Genomic DNA, 15,883 nt, shown 5'->3' with positions numbered 1-15,883 from the left:
GCATTCTTTGCCCCGCCATCATGCGGGGTTTTTGTTAGAACCACCCCAAACCCACTACCACCCCGCGCCCGATTACCCTAAACCCATTATCAATTATTGGGAATTGGGGCGATGTCCACGTATCACACTGACTCTGCATTTGTTCGCGCTATCAACTACCTATTGGGGGTTGAGGGCGGTTATGTTAACGACCCTGTTGACCGGGGCGGCGAAACCAAGTTCGGTATCAGTAAGCGGGCCTATCCGCATCTGAATATCGCGACACTGACCCGCGAGCAGGCCGCCGAGATTTACTATACCGACTATTGGCTTAAAGCCCGCTGCAATAAGCTCCCTTTCCCCATTGCGCTGATGCTCTTTGACGCGGCCGTCAATCACGGTCTTAAAGCGGCCGTTCAGCAACTACAGCGTGCGGTACGCGTCTCTGATGACGGCATTATTGGCACAAAAACCCTCGAAGCTGTGCGCGTGACGAACTCCATGCAGCTCATGATGCGTCTGACTGTCGAGCGTAGTCGCTCGTACGCCAAAATCATTGCCGGTAATCCCAACCAGAAGCGTTTTCTCGATGGCTGGTTTAACCGTCTCATTGCGCTGGTGAATGAAGTATGTCTCGATTTTTAGTGCCTGACGCCATCCCTGAGCGGATTTTAAAGCGCGCTATCCCTGAGTTGCGTAATCCGCGCTATGCCCGCGCCTACCGTGATGGGTACGACAAGCGCCTGAGCGCTGAGCTTGCGGGTCACCCTAGTGACCGAGTGCCGCTCTACAGCCATAACGCCACCTATCAGTCACTGTTTGCGCGGGGCTGGTTAAGTGTTGACGCCCACACTATCCGCCTGCACTGCGATATCGCCAAGGGGGCGTCATGTTTGCCTCATTAAAGCAGCTTATCTCCGCCCCTTCGGGGCGTTTATCACTGTCCGACACGACGCTTGCTGGGGCGTTTGTCGCCTCGACGGCGGTGCTGTTCTGGTACGCGTATCTGGGGCGCATGGATGAGTGGCTTTTTATTGGCTACCTCGGTGCATGGGTAGCCCAGAATCAAGCCTCCAAACAGGCGTCTATCAAGCGCGCGCGCGAGGTGCCTGACCATGATTAACTTTTTGCGCGCCTATGGTTGGGCGCTGTTTTTGGGAATATCGGCGGTCGTATTCGGTTACGGTCTCGGTGCAACCGTGACCGAGGGGCGCTTGGGGCGCAAGGTCACTCAAGCCGAAAAGAACCTTGTCACGGCTTCTCTGGCTTTTAGTGAAGCCCGTCGCCTCGCCGCTGAGAAGTACAGCGACGACCTGAAAGCTGAACAGCAGCGCTATCGAGAGCTGAGCGACTTTTCCGAGCAGCTTCTCGACGAGTATCACCAGACGTCCGACGAGCTGGACGCCCTCAAACAACAACACGAACGGAGTGTTTCCTATGCGGTTACTCACGATGGTCAGGCTTTTACCGGCCTTGGCCCTGATGGGCTGCGCCTCTACCGTGCCGCCCTCGGATATTCAGCCAAAGAGGGCGGAAAGATATTGCCCTCAGATACCGGGGGCACTGTTGCGAGTTCCACCGAAACCCGCGCCGCCGACGTCGGGAGAGCCGAAGGCGCTACTCACTCACGCGACGGCGTACGGAACGTGGGCGCAGAAGCTGGAGCAGCAATTGATGCTTATCGACCAATGGAACCGGAAGCAAGGGGAGCGCCGTGAGTGACGTTATCGACCGGGGTAGTGCGCGCGAAATCTTTATTCGGGAGCTGGCTATCGCCCGTCACCAAAACCGCCCTAAGCCCGCTACCAGTGATGGGGTCTGTGTGGATTGTGACCAGCCTATTGAGGTGGCTCGCTTGAAGGCCAATCCCTGCGCCGAGCGTTGCATCGACTGCCAACTTTTATATGAACGCCGGAGGCGTCACTACCGTGTTTGATTTTATTGCGACCCATTGGTCGATGGTTTGGTCTATTGGCTCGGCCATTGTGATTTGCGCGTTAACCGTCATGGCTCGCACCTATGCCAAGCGTGACGACGTTGAGCTGTTGAAAACGCGCATGAATGCGTTAGAGAAGTCGCTGTCATCGCTGCCGAACCAGAAGGAGCTGCACGCGCTGCAACTGGACATGGCGAACTTGCGCGGCGACCTAAAGGCGGCGCTGCCTGAGCTTCGCAATCTGCGCAATCTGAGTGACCTGTTACTGCAAAACGAACTGAAGGAAAAGAAATAATGGGGCTTAAACACCTGTTGGACGAAGACCGTCGCTTAGTGCTGCTGCGCTCTATCAGCGACTGCGGTGGTAAGGCGAACGAGTCTATTCTGCAAACCTGCCTTGACTCCTACGGCCATTACGTGAGCCGGGATGAAGTCCGCCGTCATCTGAGCTGGCTGGATGAAAACCGTTTGGTCTCTCTGTCTGACGTCGGCGGCTGCATGGTCGCCAGTCTGACCCGTCGCGGCACGGACGTCGGTGAAGGTCGCGTTCGCGTACCCGGCGTCAAGCGTCCGAGGTTTGGTGATGAGTGATAAGCGCACGCGCGGCCGCCCGTCAAAAATCGACCTGCTGCCGGATGTTATCCGTGATGAGCTTCATCGCCTGCTGCGCGATAAGCGCAACACACAGGAAGATATCCGCGACGCCGTCAATGAGTTGATAGACGCCCACGGCCTGAGCGATGAGCACAAGCTTAGTCGCACCGGCCTGAACCGCTACGCCTCTCGCATGGAAGAGATTGGCGAGCGTATTCGTCAGGCGCGAGAGGTGTCTGAGATGTGGGTTGCAAAACTCGGCGATGCCCCGACGTCGGATGTCGGCAAAATGGTACAGGAGCTGGTCAGGACGCTGGCGTATGACACCACCTTAAAACTCAGTGAGGGAAGAGAAACCGTCAGTCCAAAAGAGCTTAATCAACTGGCGTTGTTTTCCCAGCGCATTGAGCAGGCTGCGATGGTGAGCCACAAACGCGAGAAGGAGATCCGCGCGGCGTTCGCTGCACAGGCGGCTGAGGTGGTCAATCGCGCGGTGAAATCTGCCGGGATATCGAAAGAGACGGCAGCGGAAATTAAACGCGAAATTATGGGGCTATCGTAATGTCAACGCTCAACGCTCAACTGCTGTCAACGACGTCTGCCTCCGTTAACGCGGTGCTCGGCAACACCTTCCAAAAAAACGATTTACTGTTGGGCTACCAGAAGCGCTGGATAGCTGACGCCTCAGTGTTGAAGGTCGCAGAGAAATCCCGCCGCACCGGCCTTACGTGGGCTGAGGCTGCTGATGCGGCGCTGAATGCATCGCTGGCTCGCGATGCGAGCGGCTGCAATACGTTTTACGTCGGCTCCAATAAAGACATGGCTCGCGAATTTATTGACGCCGTTGCCATGTGGGCCAAGGCTTATGATCGCGCGGCGAGCGAGGTCGTTGAGGAAGCTCTTGAAACCGTCATTGACAACGAAAGACAGGATATTCTCACCTTTGTCGTTTACTTCTCTTCTGGGTTTAAGGTGCAGGCGCTGTCCTCTAATCCGAAGAACCTGCGAGGAATGCAGGGTAACGTCGTTATTGATGAGGCCGCATTCCATGAGCAGCTTGGCGAGCTGATGAAAGCGGCTATGGCACTCACCATGTGGGGCGCGAAAATCCGCATTATCAGTACGCATAATGGGAATGAAAACCTGTTCAATACCCTGATCCAAGATATTCGTGCCGGTCGCCGAAAGGGAACGGTTCACACCATCACACTCGACGACGCGTGTGCTGAGGGGCTTTATCAGCGTATTTGTCAGGTGACGCGTCAGGCGTGGTCACCTGCTGCTGAGGTTGAATGGAAGGCTGACCTGCTGGGCGGCACCGAGACCGAGGACGATGCGCTTGAGGAGTATTACTGCGTGCCGAAACACGGTAGCGGTGCGTATATTCCTCGGGTATTGCTTGACCGGGCAACGAGTCTTGACTGCACAGTGGTGCGTTGGAAGATGCCCAAAGGCTATATGGATTGGACAGAAGAGGAGCGTTTTAATACGGCTCTGACCTTCTGTCGCGAGAAATTGCTTCCCTTGCTCGATAACCTTGAACAGGATACCCGCCACGCCTATGGGCAGGACTTTGCCCGCTCGGCTGACCTGTCTGTGATAGCTATTGGCAGTATTGAGCAAAACACCTGCCGCCGCATTCCCGTCACGGTAGAGCTTCACGATGTCCCTTACAATCAGCAGCGAGAAATTGCTTTTTTCATTATCGACCGCCTGCCGCGCCTCGTCGGTGTCGCTGTTGATAAAACCGGTAACGGCGGTTATCTCGGTGAGGCATTACTGCTGCGTTACGGTGACCAAATGGTGGACGCCATCCATATCACCGACCTGTTTTATCGCGAGTGGTCGCCTAAGTACAAAGCATTGTATGAGGCGGGTTACATCGATATCCCCCGCGATGAAGATATCATCGCTGACCAGCGCCAAATTCAGAACATCCGGGGTATCCCCAAAATCGATAAATCCCGCCGTAAGGGGGGCGACGGCAAGCAGCGGCACGGTGATAGTGCCGGGGCTTACCTGATGTTTACTCGCGCCTCATACATGGAGGGGTTTGAGACCGAAGGGTATATCCCACTCCCGCCAAAATCTGCCCCCCTGTCTGCGGCGGCCGATGAGTATGACGATGATGAGTTCGACACAATGAGAGGTTGCTGGTAATGGAATTTTTGACCCGTATTCTGGACGCCTCTGGGCGTCCCTTTGTTTTGTCCGATGACCAGCAGACCGGCACCGCTAAGGTCGGCTTTCTGCGTCAGCATTACAGTACTCATCCCTCCATGAGTTTGACGCCAGCCCGAGCGGCGGCGTTACTCAAAGCAGCGGAAGATGGCGACCTGATGGCGCAGTGTGAGTTGGCTGAGGATATGGAGGAGAAAGACCTGCACCTAGCCGCCGAATTGGGTAAGCGTCGCCGGGCGGTGCAGTCTCTGCCGTGGAAAATCACCCCGCCTCGCAATCCGACCAAAGAAGAGCAGTACGATGCCGACATGGTGACAGAGATTTTGACTGATGCGACGTGGTTTAATGACTGCCTGTTTGATGCCACTGACGCCGTTCTGAAGGGGTTTAGCTGTCAAGAAATTGAGTGGGAACAGGTTGACGGTTTAACTATCCCTAAAACGATTGAGTTTCGTGACGCCGCGTGGTTTCAGACTCATCCGCAAGACCGTAACCAGTTGCGATTGCGCGACGGCAGTCATGAGGGGCAGGAACTGTGGCCCTTTGGTTGGGTGGTTCACGTCGCTAAATCCAAGTCGGGCTATCTGGCTCGTATGGGATTGGTGCGCTCTCTGGTGTGGGCGTTCATTTTTAAAAACTACAGCGTGCGCGACCTTGCCGAGTTTCTTGAGATTTACGGGATGCCCATCCGATTGGGGAAATACCCGGCGGGCAGTACCGAAAAAGAGAAGCAAAGCCTGCTAAGAGCGGTGATGAGCGTCGGCCATAACGCTGGGGGGATCTTCCCGCGCGGCATGGATATCGAACTCAAGAACGCGATAGAGGGGTCAAGCGACCCGTATATGGCGTTTGTCACCTATTGGGATTTGTGTATTTCCAAGGTGATTTTAGGCGGCACCCTGACCAGTCAAGCTGATGGCGCGACCAGTACAAACGCCCTTGGTAACGTGCATGAGCGCATGGCGGACAACATCTGCGACAGCGACGCACTGCAACTGGCACCGACCATCACGCGCGATATTGTTCACCCTATCGTCGCGCTCAATGGTCGGTCATTTTCAAGCCTGCGCCGTCTGTGTCGGTTTGAGTTCGACCTGTCTGCGCCGGAAGACCTGACCGCCTACTCGACAGCACTGCCCTTGTTGGCCGGTATCGGGATGAAAATCCCGGTGCAGTGGGCGCATGAGAAGCTGCAAATCCCGATGGCAGACGACAGCGACGAGGTGTTAAAACCCGCACCACAGCCAGAAGCGCCTGCGTTCCTATCGGCTGTACCTCGCGGTTATACGGCGCTTGCCGCTGCCCCCTCAGTGTCTGCGCCGGACGCGCAAAAAGCGATTGCTGCTATGCCGGGCGCTGTATCCGGTGATGAGTGGCAGGCAGTCACTGACCCTATTCTTGTGCCTATCATCGCGGCCGTGCAATCTGGCGGCATGGAAGCGGCTAAGCTCCGCGCTGCTGAGCTTTACGCTGAACTGGATGATGAGCAGCTTACTGACATGCTGTCACGTGCGATGTGGATTGCTGAAACATGGGGGGCGCTTAAATGCCAATGCCGGTTGATTTGGGCTATGCCATGAAGCTTGAGCCTAAGCTTGCCGTTGATTACTTTCGCTCTAAGGGCTACGAAATTACATGGAATTGGCAAGAAGCGCTACAGAGCACCCACGCCCGCGCATTTACGGTGGCGAAGGCTGCCCGGCTTGATGTGCTCGACACCATTCGGAGTGAGGTTGACCGGGCGCTCTCTGAGGGTATCACTGAGCGTGAGTTTATCAACACGCTCACGCCGCGTTTGCAGGCGGCTGGATGGTACGGCAAGCAGGTCGTCGTTGATAGTGCGGGCGGTGCTGAAGTCGTCCAACTCGGCAGCCCTCAGCGTCTGAGTACCATTTATCGCACCAACCTCGCAACCAGCTATCAGGCAGGTCGCTATCAGCAACAACTTGCCAGCACGGAAACGCATCCCTACTGGCAATATATCGCCATTCTCGACAGTAATACGCGTGACTCGCATCGGGCACTGCATGGGCGCGTATTCCACTACACAGACCTTATTTGGCAAACCATGTACCCGCCTAACGATTGGGGCTGTCGCTGTCGCGTTCGCGCGCTGACGGCGGCACAAGTCAAACAGATGGGCTTAAAGGTCGAGTCCAGTGTTGGGCGACTCGATACAGGGATGGCCGAGGCCGGTGTTGATAAACGCACGGGTGAGGTGTACGAGCAGCCTGTGACGACCTTTACGGACGGCAAACGGCGTATGCGCACTGGCGTCGGTTGGTCGGGGAATGCGGGCAGTGCGGCAATGGGGACGGACGTCAATATTGCGAAAAAGCTGGTCTCATTGCAAAACCGACAGTTACGCCAGCAGGTCATCCAGTCGCTGAATAACGCCCCTGCACGGCAGGCTGCTTTTGAGCAATGGATTGGGACGGTACTGACCCAGCGCCGTCCCGGCAACGGTATTCAGCCGCTGGGCTTTATGAGTGATGATATTGCCGATGCGGTCGAAAAACGCACCGGCCAACCGGCTGCGCGTCTTCTGGCGGTCAGTGAAAAGAACGTTATTCATGCGGATTCGCTCAAGCACCAGACGAAAGGGGTTGCACTGACGTTAGCCGAGTATCAGTCGTTACCCAAATCCCTTAACACCCCTCGCGCGGTGCTGTGGGACAACCAAAATCACAACCTGTTGTATGTTATCGACAGTGGTAAGGAGATGGCGAAGATTGTCGTCAACTCCCCCTATGGGGTACGCAAACAGCCTGATGCGCTGGATGTGGTGATTAACGCCTATAAAGTGTCACTTTTCGAGCTTCAGAAGGGGATCGAAGGGGGGAACTATTCTGTTATCAAAGGTGGGCTTTAACCAACAACGCCCCGCAGTGCGGGGCGTTGGACGGTGGTGGGGGTCGAACCCACATAAACGTGTGACGCGATAGCGTTTACGCCGAATTACCATTATCCGTACACCGTTTAGCTATCCTAGCACAGGGCTTAATGAATGCAAATTGATTATAAATTCGACAGTGCGCCGCTTGATGAGGCCGTCAAGCGTCTGGTTGCGCTGGGGCAGGATATGACGCCCATCACGCGCGCCATCTCGGCGGTGCTTGCTAGTGAGTCAGAAAATGCCTTTGACCGTGAAAAAGACCCCGCCACGGGTCAGTCATGGCCTGCGCTGACGGATAAATACCGCGAGCGGCTTGAGAAGTTGGGTAAAAACGGCAAAATGTTGCAGCGCTCTATGGGTGGGCTTGCCATGTCGCTGACGCCCGACTTTGACGCTGTTAGCGCCACGATTGGGACAAACAAAGTCTACGGTGCGTTGATGCAATCCGGCGGCACGTCGGGGATGCCCCCCGGCCCGTCGGCGGTTCTGGCTCGGCCTTATATGGGGTTGTCGCCGGAAGGTGTCACGCAGATTGTCGATATCATCAATGAAACGCTCTCTAAGGCATCGAACGGCTAAACCTGACATAAGCCTTGTCTAAAAATAGTTAAACGCGCCTTGAAGGTTTTAAACGGGGTTTAAACGGGGTATTGTATTCCGTGCCTGACCTTCGGCGCATTTTCTCCCCTTTCATCGTGTGAACCACCCCAAACCCAATCACTTGTCATCCTCCGCCATCATGGCGGTATGAAACGAAAAAACGCTCAACATATCGGCTTTGCCGTCCTCACTGCGACACTACAGTCCTCTTCCGATGGCTGGTATCAACTGCTGCCTGCCGGTGAGTTTCGTGCCCGAGACGGTCGGCCGACAGATGTCGAGCGCGGCTGTTGGTATATCGACGCCGATGTTGCTGCCCGTTTTATTGCCTCGACGGTGGATATCGGTCAGCCGGTATTGTGTGACTACAACCATGCCACGTTGCGCGAACAAGACCCAACGATAGCTCCGCCGTCAGAAGAAACCCAATGGCGCGCCGAGGCGGCGGGCTGGTTGACTGACCCGGCGACTCAAATGCAGTGGCGTGAAGGGTTGGGTCTGTTTGTTCGCCCTACGTGGACGGATGACGCCAGCGCCGCTATCGATGCCAAAAAGTGGGCGTTCCTGTCTGCGGTTTTCCCTTACGACACCGTCACCGGTGAACCGCTTTTCCTGCGCATGTTCGCGCTGACCAACGACCCCGGATTAACCGGAATGCAATCCCTTGCCGCGCTGGCGGCAGCTTCGCTTATTGACTCACCCCTTAAACCAACACAGGACACTGCTGTCATGAATGATTTGTTACGACTCATTCTCGTCGCGTTGGGCATCATCGCCACCGACGACCAAACCGAGTACACCGAGGAGCAGCTCAAAGAGCTGGTTGCCACCGCGACGGAAAAAATCACCGCACTGAAGACAGCCTCTGAAACGGCGGTCGAGGTCGCGGAGGTTGTTGAGTCGCAGCCCACCCCTGAGGCGGTCGCTGAGACGGTCGAGCAGGCCGTTGACGATAACGCCGACGCTATTCAAGAGGCCGAGCAGATTATTGCCGAGGCCGAGCTGCACGGTGTCGACCTATCTGTTGCCGTACCGGTCACTGCCTATATGCGCCTGCAAAAGAAACTGACGACGGCCCAGCTAGGTAATGCTTCGCTTAGCGCCTCGCAAATCATCGCCAAGGCACAAGCCAGCGGTGCCATTGTTGCCTCTGAAGTGCCGTATTTCACGGCGCTGGCAAGACAGCACGGTGTAGCTGCCCTTAATGCTCAACTCGTTGGGCGTAAACCATTGGCCGCACTCAGCGCACGCCAGACAAAAGGGTTAGTCACCCCGCCGAAATCGACCGTCAGTATCGCGTCCCTGTCTGCTCAGGAAAGGGCGGTATGTGCGGCAACGGGCATTTCTGAGGCTAAATACCTCGCCACCAAAAAAGCACAAATGAAGGGTTAATCACGCTATGAAAATTTCACAAGCCGCGTTGGCGGCACTCTATACCGCCGTCAATACGGCATTTAACACCGGGCGCGGTAACTACACCCCGCTTCATGAGCGTATCGCGACTCTCGTTTCATCGACGTCCGGCTCCGAAAATTACGCTTGGTTGGGGGAGTTTACTCGCCTAAAGGAGTGGGTGGGTGAGCGTGATGTTAAAGAGATGTCCATCAGCGACTACACGGTGAAAAACGTCAAGTACGAAGCCACCGAGGGGATCCTCGCTGAGTATATCGAAGACGACACCTACGGCGTGTTGATGCCGAAGTTTGAAGACATGGGATATGCGGCGGCCTCGCACCCTGATGAGCTGGTCTTCCAACTGCTGGCAAACGGCTTTACACAACCGTGTTACGACAAGCAGAACTTCTTTGATACCGACCATCCCGTCGGCGAGAAGATGGTCTCCAACATGCAGGCGGGGGAAGGCTCTGCATGGTATCTGCTAGACACCTCGCGTCCGTTAAAGCCGCTGCTGTTTCAAAAGCGACGCGACTATCGCCTTCAGGCCAAAACCGATCCGGCTAGCTCCGACAAAGTCTTCATGACTGACAACTTCCTCTACGGTGTTGATGCTCGCGTCGCTGCCGGTTATGGCTTCTGGCAGCAGGCGTTTGCCTCCAAAGCTGAGCTTAACGAGGACAACCTCAACGCCGCTATTACCGCCATGATGCTGTTGGAGTCTTCTCAAGGCCGCCCGCTAGGGATTGTGCCTAACCTGCTGGTTGTTGGCCCACAAAACCGTGCTGCTGCCAAGCGTGTGGTTGAGGCGGAGAACAAGGCGGGAGGTGAAAGCAACATCAACTACAAGGCCGTCGAAATCGTCGTCGTTCCGTGGCTGCGTTAACGCGCGTTTAAACCCGGTTTAAACGGGGTTTGCGCCCCGTTTATCACGCACTTAAAGGACTCGAAATGCTATGCAAAACGATATTGAACATGCTGAGGCGGTTGAGGTGGTGGGCGTGTTGGTGGTCAACACGGCTCACGACGGCTATTGCCGCGCGGGTTTCCGCCTTAATCGCGGTGAAAACACGCTACCACCGGTTACCGCGCAACAGTGGGCATTGCTGGAGGGCGATCCGCGCCTGCACGTGTCAGTCATCGCCGATGATATTCCGCCCGCGCCTTCCGGTGAGGAGGGTTCGGCGTCGGGGTTCGTGGTTGATAACGTCTTACCATCCAGCCAGTTAACCGCGATGCGCGATGACGTTCTGTCAGAGGTGGCGGAGAGCGGCGGCGAGGATGTTGTGAGTACCCCTATCCCTGAAAACCTTGAGCCGGTCGGCGAGCAAGTCCCACCGCCTGTGGATGAGCGCCTGCTTGCGGCGGTCATGGCCTGCAAGATTGAGCCGCGCGAGAAGTGGTTTACCAAAACCGGCACGCCGCTTCTGAAGCAATGGCGCGAGTTCGTGCGTGCTGACTTGAGCGCGGATGACATCAAGGCCGCCTTAGATGTGCATGGGGTGAAGTAATGGCTTACGCGACCGTTGCTGATATGTATGTCCGTTACCAGCGCGCCGTATTGCATGATTTGGCCGACAAGAAAATTGACTATGACGACACGGGGGAGCCGCTGCAAACCGTTGAACAAGTCATTGAGGCGGCGCTCACCGATGCTTCAGTTGCGATTGATGGTTATATCGATGGTCGGGCAACACTTCCTTTAAAAACCATTCCTGCCGCGTTGGTGCGTCATTGCTGTGTGTTAGCGCGGTATGCCATGGAGGAAGGTGCGGCGACAGAAAAGGCGGAGAAGGAGTACGAAGCAACACTTTCCTATCTCAACAAGGTTGCTACGGGTGATATCAGTTTAGGTCTGACCAAAGAGGAGGCACGACCAGAGGCGGGCGATGCGGTCGTCTTTGAGTCGGCAGGCTCGGTCTGGACGCGTAAAGGTTCAAAGGGGTTTATCTGATGGATATCGTTGTTCCGCGCACTGCCGCCATTCAAGCCGAATTGATAGCGCTCGTCAAAAAGGCGTTTGGCAAGACCCTTAAAAAAGTTGAGGGTCTTCCTGGAGCGTGGACGGAGACGACCGTCAGGCGAATTGTGATGGCCTCGCCCGCCGTTTACGTGGCGTGGATAGGCAGTCGCCCAAGTTCCCGCCCCGATACCGTTATCAGCTCATGGGCGCTGTTTTCCGTGGCCGGTGCGCTTTCGGCGCAGCCACGCGACCCGATTGCCGCACATGACATTAACGACCGTTTGATTGGGTTGTTGAATAACCGTCGCCTTGAGTCTGCCTGCATGGGGGCGGTGTTCACCCAAGCCGCCAACCTCTACACCGACACCAGTGCCAAAACGGGCATTGTGGTCTGCGGACTCTATTTTGATATCCCTCACGTCCAGCCGGTCAGTGTGGATGAGGGTGATATCGGCAACTTTGATACCTACTTCCACCAATGGGCGGAGCCTGACGGCACACCGGAGCAGGAATCGCTTAATACAGGGCTTTATGACCAATGAACGAACTGCATATCAAACCCGTTTCAGGGCGCGTCGTGCGTGACCCTGAAACCAATGAACCGCTGAAAGCCGAGGGGGAGCGCAAGCCCAATCTCGGTTACTGGCAGCGCCGCTTACGTGACGGTGACGTGGTGTTGGTTGATAGCGACGCCAACCCGGCACCCGCAAAAACACAAAAGGGAGTCAAGTCATGAGCATCGCTTATGAGACTATCGACAATACGGTACGTGTTCCGCTGGCGTATATCGAATTCGATAACAGCGGCGCGGTAAAGGGGACGCCTGTGCTGCAATACCGTACGCTGATGTTGGGCTTGCGCCTGTCATCTGGCCGCGTATCAGCCGGGGAGCCTATGCGTATCACGCGCTCTGATGCAGCAACGGATGCCTTCGGGCAGGGTTCGCAGTTGGCAACCATGGCTCGTGCGTTCATCAACGCCAATCCGACCGCTGACCTGTGGTGTCTGGCCGTGGATGATGATGAAGACGGCACCCGTGCCACCGGCACGATTGTCTTGACGGGTCCCTGCACGACCGCTGGTCAAATCACGCTGATGATTGCCGGAGTAAAAGCCTACGTCAACGCCAAGGTGGGTGACACGGCCGCTGCGCTGGCACAGAAAATCGCGAAAGCCGTCAATGATGATGCCTCGCTGCCCGTAACGGCTGGGGTGGCTGATGCGAAAGTGACCTTTACAGCTAAATGGTCGGGGCTGACCGGTAACGATATTGACCTGCGCATTAACTACTACACCGGTGAAATGCTCCCCGAAGGCGTGGGCTGCACCATCACCCCTATGTCGGGCGGTGTAGGCAATCCAGATTTGGGGTCGACTATTGCCGCCTTTGGTGAAACGTGGTGGCAGTTTGTGGTTAACCCGTTCACCGATACGGCCAACCTTGACCTGCTGTCTGCCGAGTTCGTCAGCCGCTGGGGCGGGATGCGTCAAATCGACAGCACCTGTTTTATGGCCTATCGCGGCACTTACGCACAAACATCGGCCTTTGGTACGGCGCGCAACGATTACCTGTTTTGCACGATGGGCACCAACCATACCCCCGAACCGGCGTACATCTGGGCGTCAGTGCTGGCGGCGGTGTCGGTGAAGTCGCTCGCCATTGACCCGGCGCGACCACTACAAACGCTGACCTTGACCGGCTTAAAACCTCCATCCGTCTCAGACCGCTGGACGTGGCAGGAGCGTAACCTGCATCTGTATGACGGCGTTAGCGTCTATAGCGTAGATGCGGGCGGGTATGTCCAGATTGACCGCTGTATCACCATGTACCGCGTCAACAAGTACGGCAGTCCTGACCCAAGCTATCTGGATGTGGAGACCATTGCGACCCTGTCATACATCCGCTACGCCATCCGTACCCGCATTACGCAGAAGTTTCCGCGTCATAAGCTTGCTGACGACGGTACGCGCTTTGGCCCCGGTCAGCCGATGGTGACACCGCGCATCATTACCGATGAGCTGCTCGCGCTCTTTACCGAGCTTGAGGAAAAAGGGCTTGTCGAGAACTTTGAGGCGTTTAAATCAACGCTGCTGGTCGAGCGCAATGCCGACGACCGCAACCGTCTTGACGTGCGCAGCAACGAGGATTTAGTCAACCAGTTCCGCGTCTATGCTCACGCAATTCAGTTTGTACTTTAAGGGGGCTTAAATGGCTGGAAGTAACTTGCAGTATCAGGGTAAAGCCTTTGTCCGTGTCAACGGGCAGGAATACCCCACCCTTGACGGTGCGACCTTTACTATCGGCGGGCAACAGCGCTCGCCGGTGATTGGTTACAAGGTGTACGGTTTTAAAGAAACGCCGTTACAGGCCACCGTACAGGCGACGTTTCCCAATCATGCCACGCTGTCGCTGGCGGATATCAACGGTATGGTGGATGTCACTATCATTTTTGAGACTGATATCGGGTCACGTTTTCTGCTGTCACGCGCGTGGAATACCGGACAGTCCACCTTGTCTGGCGGCGGGGATATCTCAACCACGTTTGAAGCTACGGAGGCGCAGGCGCTATGAGTACGACCCTAACTCTAACCACTGGCCTAAAGGTCGGGGAGGAATACCACCGCGAGGTGGATATTCAGGAGCTGACAGCGCAGCACATGATTGATGCGGACGCGGCCAGTGAGCGCGTGGTGGAATCTCGTAATGGCCCTGTGCTGGTGAAATCCCCCTCTCGTATGACGTATGAGCTGATGCGCCGCGCAGTTAAACGTATTGGGCCGATTAATGGCCCTATCTCTATCACTGAGCTGGGCAAGCTCACCGTAGAGGATTTGTCAGCGCTAGAGTCGGCCATCTTTAACCACCAAGAACAGTCATTGTCGTCTGCGGTGGAACGCGAGGGGCGATAGTTTGCGGCGCGTTCGCAATATTGAGCGCGCTGCATTGAAAGTGGGGATGCGGTTAAACGGTGTTGAATGGGCGTTTAACCTGCCCCTGTCCCGTCTGGTACGTTACTTTACATGGTTGGAAGCCTGATGAGCAGCCAGAACCGCGCAAGATTTATTGTTGATTTGACCGGGAACGTCGCCCAACAGGCGCGCCGCTTCGGGGCCTCCATCCGTTCATTGGGCGCGGATGGTTCCCGGTCTATGCGCGTCTTTCGGGGAGCGATGGGGTTTGCCAATGGCGCGCTGGACAAGTTTGATAACCGCCTGACCGGTCTTGTGACCGGCGGCGGTATGATGATGCTCGCCAAGAACGTCGGTAATACGCAGCAGCAGCTCACCGAAGTCAGTACGCGCTACAACATGGTCGCCGACCAAGCTGCCGCGTTTGACAGTGCGCTGTGGAAAAATGCCGCCGACTACAAGATGGTTCAGGGGGAGTTGCTTTCCGCCGCCAGTACCTTTCTTGAAAAAACCAATAGCCCAGACGCGGCCATTGCGCACATGGATAAAATGGCAGCAGCTATCAAGGGTATTGGACTCAGTTCCGAAGCGTCCGGCCAGCTCGTGGCCTCCATGTGGAATGATGGTATTCGCTCCTCTGAGGAAATGATGAAGGTGCTGGATGGCGTTGCGTCGCTGTCGGTCGTTGGCACCGGCAACATCAATGAGCAGGTTAACGGAATTTTAAGCCTGACAAAGGGCACGTCTTGGAATCGTTCTGATGAGATGCTTGAGCTGCTGAAAATGCAGCGTTTGGGTAGCTCGGAATTTGGCAATGACGCACAGGTTACGGCCGCTTTGCAGCAGGTATATGCCGCCACCAAAGACCGTGAAAAACTCCGCACGATGGAGCGCAACGGTGTCAAGGTCTGGAAGGACAAGTCAAAAGGCGAGCTAGTGTCGCCTAATGAGTTGATGCTGAGTATTGGTGAACGGTCAAAGTACAAAGAGCGCAACCTGAAAACCATCTTCGATGGCGATACGTTGAAATTCGCGAAGTCATTCGCAGATCCAGAAAAACAGGCGCAGCTTAAAGCGCCCGTTGACACTATCGACGGTCTGGTCAACGAAAAAGCCACCCGCAACGTACAGACTTTTAACGGCGCACTACAGTCGTTGATGACAGCCGGTGAGCGCTGGGCCAACCTGAAGCTGGCGAAACCCTTGCAAGAGTTTGCGGACGCCATCAATGCCCTGACACCGGAAGAGCTTCAGAGCTATGCCAAAACGTTAACAGTGACGGCGGGCGCGATTGCTGGCGCGGTGGTTGCGCGCAAAGGGTATCGCCTCGGTAAGGCAGGCTATGATTTCCTGAAGGGGCCTAAAGGGGGCGGTGGCGGGGCTATAGGTGGTTTGGGGGGGGGCCGTTAGGCGCGCAGCCGGTTTTTGT

General features: G+C 56.0%; 23 protein-coding genes. All 23 read left to right on the top strand.

What is annotated here, in order from left to right; all coding sequences use genetic code 11:
* Positions 1-111: 111 nt before the first annotated feature.
* The 23 genes from DQM29_RS01520 (at position 112) to DQM29_RS01410 (ending at position 15,864) form a co-directional block, all read left to right on the top strand.
* On the top strand, positions 112-624 hold the full coding sequence (locus DQM29_RS01520) for a glycoside hydrolase family 108 protein (RefSeq protein WP_111738991.1): 513 nt from the start codon (positions 112-114) through the stop codon (positions 622-624).
* Complete coding sequence (locus DQM29_RS01515) at positions 609-884, top strand: hypothetical protein (protein ID WP_071783420.1); 276 nt, start codon at positions 609-611, stop codon at positions 882-884. Before DQM29_RS01520 ends, DQM29_RS01515 begins: the two co-directional genes overlap by 16 nt.
* Complete coding sequence (locus DQM29_RS01510) at positions 869-1,102, top strand: hypothetical protein (RefSeq protein ID WP_111738990.1); 234 nt, start codon at positions 869-871, stop codon at positions 1,100-1,102. Before DQM29_RS01515 ends, DQM29_RS01510 begins: the two co-directional genes overlap by 16 nt.
* Positions 1,095-1,697: a hypothetical protein gene (locus DQM29_RS18070; protein WP_145960322.1), complete on the top strand. Its 603-nt coding sequence runs from the start codon at positions 1,095-1,097 to the stop codon at positions 1,695-1,697. The genes DQM29_RS01510 and DQM29_RS18070 overlap by 8 nt, the downstream gene beginning before the upstream one ends.
* Positions 1,694-1,915, top strand: a complete 222-nt coding sequence (locus DQM29_RS18655; RefSeq protein ID WP_027275827.1) for a TraR/DksA C4-type zinc finger protein — start codon at positions 1,694-1,696, stop codon at positions 1,913-1,915. The genes DQM29_RS18070 and DQM29_RS18655 overlap by 4 nt, the downstream gene beginning before the upstream one ends.
* Positions 1,908-2,210 (top strand): DUF2730 family protein, encoded by a 303-nt coding sequence (locus tag DQM29_RS01490; protein WP_027275826.1) that lies wholly within the window; start codon positions 1,908-1,910, stop codon positions 2,208-2,210. Before DQM29_RS18655 ends, DQM29_RS01490 begins: the two co-directional genes overlap by 8 nt.
* A complete protein-coding gene (locus DQM29_RS01485) occupies positions 2,210-2,506 on the top strand; it encodes a VpaChn25_0724 family phage protein (protein ID WP_027275825.1) in 297 nt (98 codons plus the stop codon). Before DQM29_RS01490 ends, DQM29_RS01485 begins: the two co-directional genes overlap by 1 nt.
* Positions 2,499-3,071, top strand: a complete 573-nt coding sequence (locus tag DQM29_RS01480; RefSeq protein ID WP_036024494.1) for a DUF3486 family protein — start codon at positions 2,499-2,501, stop codon at positions 3,069-3,071. Before DQM29_RS01485 ends, DQM29_RS01480 begins: the two co-directional genes overlap by 8 nt.
* Entirely contained in the window at positions 3,071-4,669 is a 1,599-nt protein-coding gene (locus tag DQM29_RS01475; protein WP_170126466.1) for a terminase large subunit domain-containing protein, read from the top strand. The genes DQM29_RS01480 and DQM29_RS01475 overlap by 1 nt, the downstream gene beginning before the upstream one ends.
* A complete protein-coding gene (locus tag DQM29_RS01470) occupies positions 4,669-6,270 on the top strand; it encodes a DUF935 domain-containing protein (protein WP_111738987.1) in 1,602 nt (533 codons plus the stop codon). The genes DQM29_RS01475 and DQM29_RS01470 overlap by 1 nt, the downstream gene beginning before the upstream one ends.
* Positions 6,237-7,562 (top strand): phage minor head protein, encoded by a 1,326-nt coding sequence (locus DQM29_RS01465; protein WP_111738986.1) that lies wholly within the window; start codon positions 6,237-6,239, stop codon positions 7,560-7,562. The genes DQM29_RS01470 and DQM29_RS01465 overlap by 34 nt, the downstream gene beginning before the upstream one ends.
* A 135-nt stretch (positions 7,563-7,697) precedes the next feature.
* A complete protein-coding gene (locus DQM29_RS01460; RefSeq protein ID WP_111738985.1) occupies positions 7,698-8,165 on the top strand; it encodes a phage virion morphogenesis protein in 468 nt (155 codons plus the stop codon).
* A 168-nt stretch (positions 8,166-8,333) separates the two neighbouring features.
* Positions 8,334-9,578 (top strand): phage protease, encoded by a 1,245-nt coding sequence (locus tag DQM29_RS01455; RefSeq protein ID WP_036038242.1) that lies wholly within the window; start codon positions 8,334-8,336, stop codon positions 9,576-9,578.
* Between the two features lie 7 nt (positions 9,579-9,585).
* Positions 9,586-10,467 (top strand): Mu-like prophage major head subunit gpT family protein, encoded by an 882-nt coding sequence (locus DQM29_RS01450; RefSeq protein ID WP_111738984.1) that lies wholly within the window; start codon positions 9,586-9,588, stop codon positions 10,465-10,467.
* 70 nt (positions 10,468-10,537) lie between these two features.
* Positions 10,538-11,092: an HI1506-related protein gene (locus tag DQM29_RS01445; RefSeq protein ID WP_111738983.1), complete on the top strand. Its 555-nt coding sequence runs from the start codon at positions 10,538-10,540 to the stop codon at positions 11,090-11,092.
* A complete protein-coding gene (locus tag DQM29_RS01440; RefSeq protein ID WP_111738982.1) occupies positions 11,092-11,535 on the top strand; it encodes a gp436 family protein in 444 nt (147 codons plus the stop codon). Before DQM29_RS01445 ends, DQM29_RS01440 begins: the two co-directional genes overlap by 1 nt.
* Positions 11,535-12,086, top strand: a complete 552-nt coding sequence (locus tag DQM29_RS01435) for a DUF1834 family protein (RefSeq protein WP_036024507.1) — start codon at positions 11,535-11,537, stop codon at positions 12,084-12,086. Before DQM29_RS01440 ends, DQM29_RS01435 begins: the two co-directional genes overlap by 1 nt.
* Complete coding sequence (locus DQM29_RS01430; protein ID WP_111738981.1) at positions 12,083-12,280, top strand: DUF2635 domain-containing protein; 198 nt, start codon at positions 12,083-12,085, stop codon at positions 12,278-12,280. Before DQM29_RS01435 ends, DQM29_RS01430 begins: the two co-directional genes overlap by 4 nt.
* Positions 12,277-13,743 carry a phage tail sheath subtilisin-like domain-containing protein gene (locus tag DQM29_RS01425; RefSeq protein WP_111738980.1) on the top strand — a complete coding sequence of 489 codons (1,467 nt, stop codon included), beginning with the start codon at positions 12,277-12,279 and terminating at the stop codon, positions 13,741-13,743. The genes DQM29_RS01430 and DQM29_RS01425 overlap by 4 nt, the downstream gene beginning before the upstream one ends.
* Positions 13,744-13,753: 10 nt before the next feature.
* Positions 13,754-14,116, top strand: coding sequence for a phage tail tube protein (locus DQM29_RS01420; RefSeq protein WP_111738979.1), 363 nt, complete (start codon positions 13,754-13,756; stop codon positions 14,114-14,116).
* Positions 14,113-14,454, top strand: coding sequence for a phage tail assembly protein (locus DQM29_RS01415; protein WP_111738978.1), 342 nt, complete (start codon positions 14,113-14,115; stop codon positions 14,452-14,454). Before DQM29_RS01420 ends, DQM29_RS01415 begins: the two co-directional genes overlap by 4 nt.
* Before the next feature lies 1 nt (position 14,455).
* Positions 14,456-14,581 carry a hypothetical protein gene (locus DQM29_RS18530; RefSeq protein WP_269472276.1) on the top strand — a complete coding sequence of 42 codons (126 nt, stop codon included), beginning with the start codon at positions 14,456-14,458 and terminating at the stop codon, positions 14,579-14,581.
* Positions 14,581-15,864, top strand: coding sequence for a hypothetical protein (locus DQM29_RS01410; protein WP_111738977.1), 1,284 nt, complete (start codon positions 14,581-14,583; stop codon positions 15,862-15,864). Before DQM29_RS18530 ends, DQM29_RS01410 begins: the two co-directional genes overlap by 1 nt.
* Positions 15,865-15,883: the final 19 nt, after the last annotated feature.

This window comes from Leminorella richardii (assembly GCF_900478135.1).
Classification (GTDB): Bacteria; Pseudomonadota; Gammaproteobacteria; order Enterobacterales; family Enterobacteriaceae; genus Leminorella; species Leminorella richardii.
The sequence above is the reverse complement of the archived record's forward strand: the minus strand, read 5'-3'. Positions and strand labels throughout refer to the sequence as shown.

Coding starts and splice junctions, on each gene's coding strand:
- DQM29_RS01515 (WP_071783420.1), top strand. CDS start 609: ATGTCTCGATTTTTAGTGCCTGACGCCATCCCTGAGCGGATTTTAAAG.
- DQM29_RS01485 (WP_027275825.1), top strand. CDS start 2,210: ATGGGGCTTAAACACCTGTTGGACGAAGACCGTCGCTTAGTGCTGCTG.
- DQM29_RS01470 (WP_111738987.1), top strand. CDS start 4,669: ATGGAATTTTTGACCCGTATTCTGGACGCCTCTGGGCGTCCCTTTGTT.
- DQM29_RS01465 (WP_111738986.1), top strand. CDS start 6,237: ATGCCAATGCCGGTTGATTTGGGCTATGCCATGAAGCTTGAGCCTAAG.
- DQM29_RS01450 (WP_111738984.1), top strand. CDS start 9,586: ATGAAAATTTCACAAGCCGCGTTGGCGGCACTCTATACCGCCGTCAAT.
- DQM29_RS01410 (WP_111738977.1), top strand. CDS start 14,581: ATGAGCAGCCAGAACCGCGCAAGATTTATTGTTGATTTGACCGGGAAC.
- DQM29_RS01420 (WP_111738979.1), top strand. CDS start 13,754: ATGGCTGGAAGTAACTTGCAGTATCAGGGTAAAGCCTTTGTCCGTGTC.
- DQM29_RS01510 (WP_111738990.1), top strand. CDS start 869: ATGTTTGCCTCATTAAAGCAGCTTATCTCCGCCCCTTCGGGGCGTTTA.
- DQM29_RS01440 (WP_111738982.1), top strand. CDS start 11,092: ATGGCTTACGCGACCGTTGCTGATATGTATGTCCGTTACCAGCGCGCC.
- DQM29_RS01445 (WP_111738983.1), top strand. CDS start 10,538: ATGCAAAACGATATTGAACATGCTGAGGCGGTTGAGGTGGTGGGCGTG.
- DQM29_RS01480 (WP_036024494.1), top strand. CDS start 2,499: ATGAGTGATAAGCGCACGCGCGGCCGCCCGTCAAAAATCGACCTGCTG.
- DQM29_RS01435 (WP_036024507.1), top strand. CDS start 11,535: ATGGATATCGTTGTTCCGCGCACTGCCGCCATTCAAGCCGAATTGATA.
- DQM29_RS18070 (WP_145960322.1), top strand. CDS start 1,095: ATGATTAACTTTTTGCGCGCCTATGGTTGGGCGCTGTTTTTGGGAATA.
- DQM29_RS01455 (WP_036038242.1), top strand. CDS start 8,334: ATGAAACGAAAAAACGCTCAACATATCGGCTTTGCCGTCCTCACTGCG.
- DQM29_RS01475 (WP_170126466.1), top strand. CDS start 3,071: ATGTCAACGCTCAACGCTCAACTGCTGTCAACGACGTCTGCCTCCGTT.
- DQM29_RS01460 (WP_111738985.1), top strand. CDS start 7,698: ATGCAAATTGATTATAAATTCGACAGTGCGCCGCTTGATGAGGCCGTC.
- DQM29_RS01425 (WP_111738980.1), top strand. CDS start 12,277: ATGAGCATCGCTTATGAGACTATCGACAATACGGTACGTGTTCCGCTG.
- DQM29_RS01415 (WP_111738978.1), top strand. CDS start 14,113: ATGAGTACGACCCTAACTCTAACCACTGGCCTAAAGGTCGGGGAGGAA.
- DQM29_RS01520 (WP_111738991.1), top strand. CDS start 112: ATGTCCACGTATCACACTGACTCTGCATTTGTTCGCGCTATCAACTAC.
- DQM29_RS01430 (WP_111738981.1), top strand. CDS start 12,083: ATGAACGAACTGCATATCAAACCCGTTTCAGGGCGCGTCGTGCGTGAC.